Here is an 11,381-nt window from a genome sequence, read left to right on the forward strand (position 1 = left end):
AGAGGGGCGCGTGTTGGCCCCATACCCCTGCAAAATACTTAATTGGGTAAAGCTTTTAAAGCACTAATTGCCTTTCAAGGGGTTTGCCGCCGGTGCTTCTTCATGCGGTAAGCAAATTGAGCACGGCTGAGCCCCACGAGCCTGGCGGCCGCAGCCAGGTTGCCGGCGCTTTGTTGCAACGCTTCAGTGATCAGGCGCGATTCAAGCCCTTCGATGGAAAACCCCTGGTCCAACGGGTCGAGGGTATCCAGCAGCGTCGAGCGCGGCGCCTGCCCGGTATTTGACAGGCTGCCCTGATCGTCCAGGCCATAGGGTTCGGCGGGCAGCGGTTCGTTGCGAAACAGATGCACCAGGTCAATGGCCTGGCCGTCGTCGCTGGCGATCAGGCCGCGTTCGATGAGGTTTTGCAGCTCGCGCACATTGCCCGCGAAGTCGTAGCGCAGCAACGTCTTCAGGGCGCGCATGGTCAGGCCTGCCGGGGTCCGGGCGTAGTCCTGGCAGAAGCGCGTCAGGAACGCATTGATCAGCAGCGGGATGTCGTCCCGGCGTTCACGCAGCGGGGGCAGGGCGATGGGGTAAACGTTCAGCCGGTAGAACAGGTCTTCGCGAAAGCTTCCGTCTGCCACCGCTTTACGCAGGTCGATATTGGTGGCGGCCACCACGCGCACATCCACCTTGATCCCGCGCACCCCGCCGACCCGTTCGATTTCCCGTTCCTGCAAGGCTCGCAGCAACTTGCTTTGCCCGGGCAGGCTGAGGCTGGTGATTTCATCCAGGAACAGCGTGCCACCCTGGGCCCGTTCGAATCGCCCGGGGCGCGAGTGCGTCGCGCCGGTATAGGCGCCGCGTTCGACACCGAAGAGTTCGGCCTCCACCAGGTTATCCGGGATGGCGGCGCAATTGAGTGCCACAAACGGGCTGTCATGGCGCCGACTGAGCTGGTGCAGCTGGCGCGCAAACATCTCCTTGCCCACGCCGGACTCCCCGCTGATCAGCACCGTCGCGGGCGTCAATGCAACCCTTTGCAGCGCTTGCATCGCCGTGTTGAACGCGGCACTGGCGCCCACCAACGGTTGTGGCGGGCGGGTTTCGCCAGCGCTGCCCACCGGGCCTGCAAGCGTGGGGGTGGCAGGCCCGGTGACGGCCTGGGACACATTCAGGTAGCGCAGGTCCTGCTCGACATCACCCCATTGCTCGGCCGTCTTGCCAATCACGCGGCAACGGCGATGGCCCATGCCACGGCATTCCACTTCGCGGAAAATCACCATTTGCCCGAAGAGGCCACTGACGAAGCCGATGGCGTAGCCGGTTTCGGTCCAGCACACCGGGTCCTGGCCGATGCCGTAGGCCCCCACATGTTCATCGGCTTCGCACGAGTGGTGCCAGAGAAATTCCCCTTCATAGAACCCCGAGTCGGCATCGAACTTGAAGTGCAGCGGTTCGACCTTGGTCATGCCTTCCAGGGTGTGCAGGTGTGTCCCGGCGCGAAACACCGCGGCGGCATCGGCCTGTGGCCAGCGCTCGCGGATCAAGCGTGCATCCCGTGCGCCGGAGGCATAACCGGTGCGGGTGAACAGGCCCCGGGCCTGGTCCAGTCCCAGGCGCTCGATGACCTCGGCGCGCAGGGCGCCGAACGACGAACTGTGCAGCAACAACATGCGTTGATCGTTGAGCCAGATGCGCCCGTCTTCAGGGGAAAAGAACAGGCAATCGGCCAGTTCCGCTGTGGTGGGCGAGCTGCTGTCACTGAGTTGGCGACTGTCGCCACGCGGAGGGTACGGCGCGCTGGCCACCCGGTCGTCGGGCAGCGCGCTGTGGGGATTAGTCATTGTTATGCCCCTGCAAAGCGAGTGATCGATATGAGCAACTGCTCAGATAGTTATAAAACATAACCTTATCAATTGAACAAGTGGCGAAGCCCGGGTTTTTTGCGGGCGATCGCCCCAGGCGTGTGAGCGTTGCGCGGCAGGCCTCGACCCAGAGCCCTCGCCGGTTTATGTGCGCGCCGTTGCGTGCAAGCGGCACAGCCTTTGCTCAAGGCTTGATGCGGCGTTTGCACCCTGTGCAGACGATGACAATTACAAGAACCGGAGTTGCCAATGCCAATGTCTGAAACCACCCCCTTTCTACAGCGGGCCATCGCGTCCGAATGCCTGTTCAACGGCGATTGGATTCCCGTTTCGGGATCTGTGATTGACGTGATTGAACCCGCCACCGGCGAACCCCTGATGCGCTGCGCCATGGCCAACCCGGCCGACATCGCCGTCGCCTGCCGCAGTGCGGCGCTGGCGCAGCCGGCCTGGGCTGCGTTGGGCCCACGGGAGCGCGCCGAGGTGTTTCGCAAGGCGGCGGACCTGGCCCAGCGGTCCTTCGCCGAGCTGGCGCTGTACGTCGCCCGGGAAACCGGGGGCGCGTTGTTCAAGGGCGAGCACGAAGTGCGTGAAGCGATTGTGCTGCTGCATCAGGCGGCGGGGCTGTTGTCCCAACCTCACGGGGTGGTGCTGCCCAGTGCAGCCGGCCGACTGTCCTATGCACGGCGCCAGCCCCACGGCGTGGTCGGGGTGATTTCACCGTTCAACTTTCCGCTGGTGCTGTCACTGCGCTCAGTGGCCCCGGCGCTGGCGGCAGGCAATGCAGTGGTGCTCAAGCCTGACCCGCAGACCCCGGTCAGTGGGGGGTTTCTCATTGCCCGGCTGTTTGAAGAGGCGGGCTTGCCCAAGGGCCTGCTGCAGGTGATGCCCGGCGCGGCGCCGGCGGGGGAAGCGCTGTGCCGCGATCCGAATGTGCGGATGATTGCGTTCACCGGGTCGACGGCGGCGGGGCGCAAAGTCGCTGAAGTGGCCGGGCGACACCTGAAAAAGGTTGCGCTGGAGCTGGGCGGGAAAAACCCGCTGATCATTCTTGAAGACGCCGACCTCGACCTGGCCGCGAGCAATGCAGCCTGGGGCGCCTGGCTGCATCAGGGGCAAATCTGCATGGCGACCGGGCTGATTCTCGTGCATCAATCCATCGCTGAAAGCCTCACCCGCAAGCTGGCGGACAAGGCCCGGGCACTCACGGTGGGCAATGCCGCCCGGGGTGAAGCGGCGCTCGGCCCGTTGATCAACCAACGGCAATTGCTGCGCGTGCACGAGATCGTCAGCGATAGCCTGCAGGCCGGCGCACGGCTGGAGGCAGGCGGCGACTATGACCGGTTGTTCTACCAGCCCACCGTGCTCAGTGGCGTACGTCCGGGCATGCGCGCCTTTGAGGAAGAGCTGTTCGGCCCGGTGGCCACGGTGGTCAGTTTTACCACCGACGAGGAAGCGATCGAACTGGCCAACCGCACGGAGTACGGCCTCTCGGCCGCCATCATCTCGCCGTCGGTCGGGCGCGCCATGGCCATCGGTGAGCGGCTGGACTGCGGCCTGCTGCACATCAACGACCAGACCGTGGCCGACGAATGCATCAACCCGTTCGGCGGGCGCGGTGCCTCCGGCAACGGCGGCAGCGTCGGCGGGCCGGCGGACTGGGACGAGTACAGCCAGTGGCAGTGGGTCACGCTGAAAAATACTCCGCCTGCCTATCCATTCTGAGCCGTGGCCGTTCTGGGCCCTGGCTCATCGATTCGATACACCCATGCCTATACAAAAATAAGAGGGCTTGAACATGAACCTGCACAACAAAACCCTGATCGTCACCGGCGTCGCTTCCGGCATTGGCGCCGAGCTGGCGCGGCTCGCGCGTTTCCAGGGGGCCACGGTGATCGGTGTGGATCGCCATGAACCGCAACTGACCCTGGATGGCTTCTTCCAGGCTGACCTGGGTGACCCTGCCAGCATTGATGCGCTGGTGGCGCGCCTGCCCGCGCGGGTCCACGGGCTGTGCAACATCGCTGGGGTGCCGGGTACGGCGCCCGAGCAAGCGGTGGCGACGGTCAATTACCTGGGGCTGCGGCACCTGACTCAATCGTTGCTGCCACGCATGCCGGCGGGCGGCAGCATCGTCAATGTTGCCTCGGTGCTTGGCGCGCAATGGCCGCAACGGCTGGAGCTGCACAAGGCGCTGGCCGCGACACACAGCTTCGAGGCCGGGCAGCAGTGGCTGGCGGCCAATCCGGTGGAGCAGGCCAGCTGTTATCAATACTTCAAGGAAGCGCTGATCGTGTGGAGCTTCCAACAATCCCAGGGCTGGTTTCGCGATCACTCGGTGCGTATCAACTGCGTGGCGCCGGGGCCGGTGTTTACGCCGATTCTCGGCGATTTCGTCAGCATGCTCGGGCCGCAGCGGGTGGCCGAGGACAGCCAGCGCATGACCCGTCCAGCGCTGGCCGATGAGGTGGCGGCGGTGATTGCCTTCCTCTGCTCGGACGCTGCGCGCTGGGTCAACGGGGTCAATCTGCCGGTGGACGGTGGGTTGGCCGCCACCTACGTGTAGGGCCTGGCACAGCGATAAATCCCGGTGCGGCCCCTGCGTGCCGGGAGTCTTGAACAACAACAAAAATACAGGACATACAAGATGCTCAAGCCTATCTTGCGGACGGTTGCGGCCACGACATTTGTCGCACTGACATCGACTGCACATGCCTACGACCTGCCCGGACTCAACCTCGGCAGCACCAGTTTCTACGACGGCTCGCCAGCGCCGGCCGGCCCCGGTTGGTACCTGGAGGAGTACCTGACCTACTCGCGGGCCAGCCGTTTCAATGATGCCCACGGCAACAAGCTGGCGCTGCCCAGGCAGGACCTGGAAGTGGTGGCGCCCACCACGCAGATCATCTACGTCGGCCAGCCCCTGGCCAATGGCGCGATGCCCGGATTCACCCTGATCAACACTTCCCTGGCCCAGGTGAATGTCGACGATGGGTTGCACAATGCGGCGCTGAGTTCCCGTGCTGGCTTCGGTGACCTGACGGTCGGTGCCTTCCTGCAACTGCCAAGCCTGAACCGCGCCGATGGCAGCCCGCTGTTGACCCAGCGTGTCGAGGCTGATGTTTCGATCCCGGTGGGGGCCTATGACCGCCATCGCTCGATCAACCCCGGCAGCAACTTCTGGTCATTCAACCCGTATTACGCGGCGACGTACTGGTTCAGCCCGACATGGTCGGCGAGCGGGCGTTTCATGTACCTGTGGAATGGCAAGAATGATGATCCGCAGGCAGGCTTCGGGGATGTTTCCGATACCCAGGCCGGCCAGGCATTGCATGCCAACCTGACGCTGCAATATGCCTTGAACCCGCAACTGAGCGTGGGGGTTAACGGCTACTGGCTGAAGCAGATCACCGACACCCAGGTGGACGGGCACGCTGTGAGCGGGCGTCGCGAAAAGGTCTGGGCCATCGGCCCAGGCCTGGTCTACGCCTTCAACAAGGAGAACGTGCTATCGGTGAACGCCTACTTCGAACAGCAGGCGCAGAACCGCACCGAGGGCAACAAACTGGTGCTCAATTGGCTGCACCAGTTCTAGGCTTTGGTGGGCCTGGCCGCTTGCGGAGTGGCCAGGTTCAGTGGCGCCGTACGCACCATGACGCTGATGATGGTCAGTGCGGCGATCACCACGCCGGGGGAGGTCGCCAGCAGTACGCCGGCCGTGCCGGCGCCGGCGGCGAGGAGTTGCCCGGCCGCCAGCGGCCCGGCCACCGAACCCAGGCGGCCCACTGCCACAGCGGCACCGACGCCGGTGGCACGCACCGAGGTTGGATACGAGGGCGGTGCCGAGGCGTACAGCACCAACTGCCCAGCCATCACGAACAAGCCGGCGGCAAAGCCGGCAATAGCCATGGGCACGATGCCCACCGACAGCCCGACCCCGGCCAGGGCCGCCAGCAACCCGGCATACACGGACACCACCACTTTGAGGGCATTACAGCGGTCCAGCAGCACGCCGCCGAGCAGCGAACCCAGGGCGCCGCCGATATTGAAGAGCATCTGCACCATGCCCGCCTGGGGTTTGCTGAAACCCTGTTCCAGCAACAGCGACGGCAGCCAGTTAAGCAGCATGTACATCACGGTCAGGGTGAAGAAGTAGCTGAGCCACAAGGCCAGTGTGGTGCGCGCGCGACCGTCGCCGAACAGCGCCTGGCCGGTGGAGGGGCGGGCGCCGTGCGTGTTGTCGAACTGTTGGCGAAAGGCGCTGGATTCAGGCAGCAGCAGGATCATCAGCGGCACGGCCAGCAAGGGCGCCAGGCCGCCGATAATAAACGTGGTCTGCCAGTGCTCACTGGAAAACATCGCCACCACTGCGGCCAATGCACCCCCCAGGGGCACCCCGCAGTACATCACGCTGATGGCCGTGCCACGATTGCGTTCGCTCACCGCTTCGGCGCACAGCGCGATCAGGTTGGGCAACGCGGCGCCCAGCCCCAGGCCGGTGAGAAAGCGCACCAGCAACAAGCTTGAGTAGCTGTCGACAAACGCGGTGCTCAGGGAAAACAGCCCGAACAGCAGCACGGCGCTCACCAGGATTTTCTTGCGCCCGATCCGGTCGGCAACCCAGCCCCCGAAGAACGCCCCCGGCAGCAGGCCGATGATGCCGACGCTGAACACCCAACCGAGCATCTTCGGATCCAGGGCGAAGGTTTGACGTAACCCGGCGGCGGCGGTGCCGGCGGCTTGCAGATCGAACCCTTCGATCAGCGCAACGATAAAGCACAACGCAATAGTCAGCGTCGAACGACGCGATGGACTGTCCATGGCAAACCTCATTGTTGTTTTTGTTGTGGTGGCGAGCTTGAGTGGCTGCTGAGGATTAAGATAACAAATATAACTAAAAAATGAATCGTTGAATAAAATCCTTAAAAAAACAGAATAAAGTGATTAGATTCAATCGATTGAGATACTTGTTTGTGAATGGCTAAAAAATAGATAGCTTTATTAATGTTCGATTATCGGTCAGTTACGGTTGACGAGTACCGTCGGCTGTTTCCATTCTTGGTTTGCGAGGCTGACAGGGCCGCGCGTGCGCCAACCCAATAACAACAACAAAAATGGACATCGAACATGCCAGAACTCCCTATGGAGGGCGCCGTTGCAGCGGCGTCCGTTTCCTGTGTGTCGAACAACACTCCACGCCGGCTGATGGCATTGCTGGCCTTGAGCGTGCTGCCCGGTTCGCTATGGGCTGCAGGTTTTATCGACGACAGCCACGGCACCCTGACCTTGCGCAATTACTACCTGGACCGCGACTACAAGGACGACGGTGCGAAGACCGCCACGCGGGAATGGGCCCAGGCGTTTATCCTCAACCTGGAATCGGGTTACACCCCTGGCCCGGTGGGCTTTGGCCTGGATGTACGCGGGTTGATGGGGGTCAAGCTCGACTCTTCGCCGGACCGTAGCGGTACCGAGTTGTTGCCGGTGTCGGCCAGCGACAAGCGCGCCGCCGACGAGTACTCGCGGCTGGCCCCAACCGCCAAACTGCGGTTCGCCCAAACCACGGTCAAGGCCGGCGATGTGTCGATCTTCCTGCCGTTTGCCTTTGCCAGTCCGTCGCGGCTGCTGCCGCAAACGTTTCGCGGCACCACGTTGAGCTCCAAGGACATCGATGGCCTGACACTCAACACGGGCTATATCGACCGCATCAACAAGCGCGACTCCACCGACTACCAGGCGATGACCATCGCCTCACCCAACCGGCGCTTCAACGCCACCGCCACCACCTCGCACCTGGCTTATGTGGGCGGTGACTATCAGGTCAACAAAGACCTCAGCCTGCGGGTCTATCACTCGCAGATCGCGGACCTCTACCAGCAGGACACCCTGGCGCTGCTGCACAACCTGCCGGTGGGCGATGGTGTGCTCACCAGCGACCTGCGCAGTTTTTTCAGCCGTGAGGATGGCAGTGCCAAGGCGGGCAAGGTGGATAACCGCAACCTCTCGGCGTTGTTTGGCTACCGCCTGGGCGGCCATCGCGTCAGCCTTGGCTACATGCACTCAAGCGGGGAGACGGCCACGCCCTATATCTCGGGAACAGAGTTGATGGGCATGAGCGAGCTGACCATGAGCTCGGACTTTCTCAACGCCAAGGAACGCACCTGGCAGGCCATCTACGATTATGACTTCGCGGCAGCAGGCGTGCCGGGGCTGAAGACTCGGCTGCGTTATGTGCGTGGCGACCACATTGAACTGGCCGCTTTCAACGCCGAGGATCGCAAGGAGCGCGAGTTCCAAATGGAACTGGGGTATGTGATTCAGAGCGGCCCGCTGAAGAATGTCGGGTTCATGGCACGCAAGTCGATCTACCGCAATGACTTCCCGAGCGGCGCGGCCTTTCGCGATGAAAACCAGACCCGTTTCCTGGTGCTCTACACCGTGGCGCTCTGATAAGCCGATCAGTCCTGATAGACCTTCCTCAGCAAGCGCAGCAGCTCTTCACGTTCCTGGCCGTCAAGGGCGGCAGTGGCGTCCAGATCACTTTGTGCGGCGATGTCCTTGAGTTCCTTGAGCAGGGTTTCGCCGGTCTTGCTGAGGAAGATCCCGTAGGAGCGCTTGTCCGGCTTGCAGCGCACCCGCACGGCGAGGGCGCGGCTTTCCAGCTTGTTCAGCAACGGCACCACCTGGGGCGGCTCGATGGCCAGGGCGCGAGCCAGGTCGGCCTGCATCAGCCCAGGGTGCTGCTCGATGATTGCCAGGGCCGAAAACTGCGCCGGGCGCAGGTCGTGGTCCGACAACCGGCCGATCAGGTTCTGGAACAGCTTGAGCTGGGCGCGGCGCATGGCGTAACCGATCAGATCGTCCAGGGCTGAATCCAGCGGCGGCCGTACCTCGTCGTTGTCGGGCAGGGCCTGGCTGGCGGTGGCGATGGTGGAAGGCTTGGCCATTGGCAGTGCAATCCTCAGAAGGTGCAGGTTAATAAGAGTATCTAGTTTGCCGGTGTTGACGCGCTATGGCTATGCCGGGTTTTCACAGCGCATGCGCCACGCGGGTTTTAAGCAGGAAAAATATTGGTTATTCAGATTAATAGTTAATTGACATAACTATATTTGCGGTTTAATTTCGAATCATCTTCACACCCAGAACAAGAGCGTACCGCCATGAGCAATTACGAAGGCCGTTGGACCACAGTCAAGGTTGAGATCGAAGAAGGCATCGCCTGGGTCATTCTCAATCGTCCGGAAAAACGCAACGCCATGAGCCCGACCCTGAACCGGGAAATGATCGACGTCCTGGAAACCCTCGAGCAGGATCCTGCCGCCGGCGTGCTGGTCCTCACCGGTGCGGGCGAAGCCTGGACGGCGGGCATGGACCTCAAGGAATACTTTCGCGAAGTGGATGCCGGCCCGGAAATCCTCCAGGAGAAAATCCGCCGCGAAGCCTCGCAATGGCAATGGAAACTGCTGCGCATGTACGCCAAGCCGACCATCGCCATGGTCAATGGCTGGTGCTTCGGCGGTGGCTTCAGCCCGCTGGTGGCGTGCGACCTGGCGATCTGCGCCGACGAAGCGACCTTCGGCCTTTCGGAAATCAACTGGGGCATCCCGCCGGGTAACCTGGTGAGCAAGGCCATGGCCGACACCGTGGGCCATCGTCAATCGCTGTACTACATCATGACCGGCAAGACCTTTGGCGGGCAGAAAGCCGCCGAAATGGGCCTTGTCAACGAAAGCGTGCCGCTGGCGCAACTGCGCGAAGTGACCATCGAACTGGCGCGTAACCTGCTCGAGAAAAACCCGGTGGTGCTGCGTGCCGCCAAGCATGGCTTCAAGCGCTGCCGCGAACTGACCTGGGAGCAGAACGAGGATTACCTCTACGCCAAGCTCGATCAGTCGCGTCTGCTCGACACCGAAGGCGGTCGCGAGCAGGGCATGAAACAGTTCCTCGACGACAAGAGCATCAAGCCTGGCCTGCAGGCCTATAAACGCTGAAGGGCGCGGCCGCCTGGCCGCGCCGTTGTACCCTGCTTGAACGTGTTCCCGATAAAGACAATAAAGAGGAATCACCATGCTGGACGTGCCCCTGTTGATCGGCGGCCAGTCGTGCCCCGCCCGTGACGGTCGAACCTTCGAACGTCGCAACCCGGTGACCGGTGAAGTGGTCTCGCGGGTGGCCGCTGCGACCCTGGAAGATGCCGACGCCGCCGTCGCCGCCGCCCAAGCCGCGTTCCCTGCCTGGGCGGCGCTGGCGCCCAACGAACGCCGCACCCGCTTGCTCAAGGCTGCCGAGCAATTGCAGGCGCGCAGCAGCGAATTCATCGCCGCCGCCGGCGAGACCGGCGCCATGGCCAACTGGTATGGCTTCAATGTGCGCCTGGCGGCCAATATGCTGCGCGAAGCGGCGTCGATGACCACCCAGATCACAGGCGAGGTGATTCCCTCGGATGTCCCCGGCAGTTTCGCCATGGCCTTGCGTCAACCGTGCGGCGTGGTGCTGGGCATCGCGCCGTGGAACGCGCCGGTCATCCTCGCCACTCGCGCCATCGCCATGCCGCTGGCCTGCGGGAATACCGTGGTGCTTAAGGCCTCGGAAATAAGCCCGGCGGTGCACCGCCTGATTGGCCAGGTATTGCAGGATGCAGGCTTGGGCGATGGCGTGGTCAACGTCATCAGCAATGCCCCGGCGGATGCCGCCGCGATTGTCGAGCGGCTGATCGCCAACCCGGCGGTGCGGCGGGTCAACTTCACCGGTTCGACCCATGTCGGGCGGATTGTCGGCGAGCTCTCGGCGCGTCACCTCAAGCCGGCGTTGCTGGAACTGGGTGGCAAGGCGCCGTTGCTGGTGCTCGACGATGCCGATCTTGACGCTGCTGTAGCGGCGGCGGCGTTTGGCGCCTATTTCAACCAGGGCCAGATTTGCATGTCCACCGAACGCCTGATCGTCGATGCCAAGGTCGCCGATGCGTTCACCGCCAAGCTGGCGGCCAAGGTCGCGACCCTGCATGCGGGTGATCCCGCGGCGGCAGATTCGGTATTGGGGTCGCTGGTGGACGCCAGCGCCGGCACACGCATCAAGGCCCTGATCGACGATGCCCTGGCCAAGGGCGCGCGGCTGGTGGCAGGCGGCCAACTGGCGGGCAGCATCCTGCAGCCGACCCTGATCGAGGGTGTCACCGAACAGATGCGCGTGTACCGCGAAGAGTCCTTTGGCCCGGTCGCCGTACTGCTGCGTGGTGAGGGTGATGAAGCCTTGTTGCGGCTGGCCAACGATTCCGAGTTCGGCCTGTCGGCGGCGATCTTCAGTCGAGACACCGGGCGCGCGCTGGCGCTGGCGCAGCGGGTCGAGTCGGGTATTTGCCATATCAATGGCCCGACGGTGCATGACGAGGCGCAGATGCCGTTTGGTGGGGTCAAGTCCAGTGGGTACGGCAGCTTTGGTGGCAAGGCGTCCATTGAGCACTTCACGCAATTGCGCTGGGTGACCTTGCAGAACGGGCCACGGCATTACCCGATCTGAGCAGTTGCTGCGACC

The 11,381-nt window shown here is 63.1% G+C and carries 9 protein-coding genes; 6 read left to right on the forward strand and 3 right to left on the reverse strand.

Annotated elements, in window-relative coordinates:
- Nucleotides 1-74 precede the first annotated feature (74 nt).
- On the reverse strand, nt 75-1,829 hold the full coding sequence (locus CPH89_RS21595) for a sigma-54-dependent Fis family transcriptional regulator (protein ID WP_053255503.1): 1,755 nt from the start codon (nt 1,827-1,829) through the stop codon (nt 75-77).
- 270 nt (nt 1,830-2,099) lie between these two features.
- Here CPH89_RS21595 and CPH89_RS21600 point away from each other — a divergent pair, with 270 nt between their 5' ends.
- The 3 genes from CPH89_RS21600 (at nt 2,100) to CPH89_RS21610 (ending at nt 5,445) form a co-directional block, all read left to right on the forward strand.
- A complete protein-coding gene (locus CPH89_RS21600; protein WP_053255504.1) occupies nt 2,100-3,575 on the forward strand; it encodes a benzaldehyde dehydrogenase in 1,476 nt (491 codons plus the stop codon).
- A 73-nt stretch (nt 3,576-3,648) separates the two neighbouring features.
- Nucleotides 3,649-4,416, forward strand: coding sequence for a coniferyl-alcohol dehydrogenase (locus CPH89_RS21605; protein WP_053255505.1), 768 nt, complete (start codon nt 3,649-3,651; stop codon nt 4,414-4,416).
- 81 nt (nt 4,417-4,497) lie between these two features.
- Nucleotides 4,498-5,445, forward strand: a complete 948-nt coding sequence (locus CPH89_RS21610) for a SphA family protein (protein ID WP_053255506.1) — start codon at nt 4,498-4,500, stop codon at nt 5,443-5,445.
- Here CPH89_RS21610 and mhpT read toward each other — a convergent pair.
- Entirely contained in the window at nt 5,442-6,671 is a 1,230-nt protein-coding gene (gene mhpT / locus CPH89_RS21615; RefSeq protein ID WP_053255507.1) for a 3-(3-hydroxy-phenyl)propionate transporter MhpT, read from the reverse strand. The two genes, CPH89_RS21610 and mhpT, sit on opposite strands and share 4 nt — an antisense overlap.
- Nucleotides 6,672-6,977: 306 nt before the next feature.
- On the opposite strand from mhpT, the gene CPH89_RS21620 reads away from it, so the two are divergent.
- Nucleotides 6,978-8,300 (forward strand): OprD family porin, encoded by a 1,323-nt coding sequence (locus CPH89_RS21620; RefSeq protein WP_081006347.1) that lies wholly within the window; start codon nt 6,978-6,980, stop codon nt 8,298-8,300.
- Nucleotides 8,301-8,308: 8 nt separating this feature from the next.
- Here the strand turns inward: CPH89_RS21620 and CPH89_RS21625 are convergent, their stop codons facing one another.
- Nucleotides 8,309-8,797 (reverse strand): MarR family winged helix-turn-helix transcriptional regulator, encoded by a 489-nt coding sequence (locus tag CPH89_RS21625; RefSeq protein WP_053255509.1) that lies wholly within the window; start codon nt 8,795-8,797, stop codon nt 8,309-8,311.
- A gap of 213 nt (nt 8,798-9,010) precedes the next feature.
- Between CPH89_RS21625 and CPH89_RS21630 the strand changes: the two genes are divergently transcribed.
- Nucleotides 9,011-9,841 (forward strand): p-hydroxycinnamoyl CoA hydratase/lyase, encoded by an 831-nt coding sequence (locus CPH89_RS21630; RefSeq protein ID WP_010567568.1) that lies wholly within the window; start codon nt 9,011-9,013, stop codon nt 9,839-9,841.
- Nucleotides 9,842-9,917: 76 nt separating this feature from the next.
- Complete coding sequence (locus CPH89_RS21635; protein ID WP_053255510.1) at nt 9,918-11,366, forward strand: aldehyde dehydrogenase; 1,449 nt, start codon at nt 9,918-9,920, stop codon at nt 11,364-11,366.
- The last annotated feature ends 15 nt before the right edge of the window (nt 11,367-11,381 follow it).

This window comes from Pseudomonas fluorescens (genome assembly GCF_900215245.1).
GTDB lineage: Bacteria > Pseudomonadota > Gammaproteobacteria > Pseudomonadales > Pseudomonadaceae > Aquipseudomonas > Aquipseudomonas fluorescens.

Coding starts and splice junctions, on each gene's coding strand:
- CPH89_RS21595 (WP_053255503.1), bottom strand. CDS start 1,829: ATGACTAATCCCCACAGCGCGCTGCCCGACGACCGGGTGGCCAGCGCG.
- CPH89_RS21600 (WP_053255504.1), top strand. CDS start 2,100: ATGCCAATGTCTGAAACCACCCCCTTTCTACAGCGGGCCATCGCGTCC.
- CPH89_RS21605 (WP_053255505.1), top strand. CDS start 3,649: ATGAACCTGCACAACAAAACCCTGATCGTCACCGGCGTCGCTTCCGGC.
- CPH89_RS21610 (WP_053255506.1), top strand. CDS start 4,498: ATGCTCAAGCCTATCTTGCGGACGGTTGCGGCCACGACATTTGTCGCA.
- mhpT (WP_053255507.1), bottom strand. CDS start 6,671: ATGGACAGTCCATCGCGTCGTTCGACGCTGACTATTGCGTTGTGCTTT.
- CPH89_RS21620 (WP_081006347.1), top strand. CDS start 6,978: ATGCCAGAACTCCCTATGGAGGGCGCCGTTGCAGCGGCGTCCGTTTCC.
- CPH89_RS21625 (WP_053255509.1), bottom strand. CDS start 8,797: ATGGCCAAGCCTTCCACCATCGCCACCGCCAGCCAGGCCCTGCCCGAC.
- CPH89_RS21630 (WP_010567568.1), top strand. CDS start 9,011: ATGAGCAATTACGAAGGCCGTTGGACCACAGTCAAGGTTGAGATCGAA.
- CPH89_RS21635 (WP_053255510.1), top strand. CDS start 9,918: ATGCTGGACGTGCCCCTGTTGATCGGCGGCCAGTCGTGCCCCGCCCGT.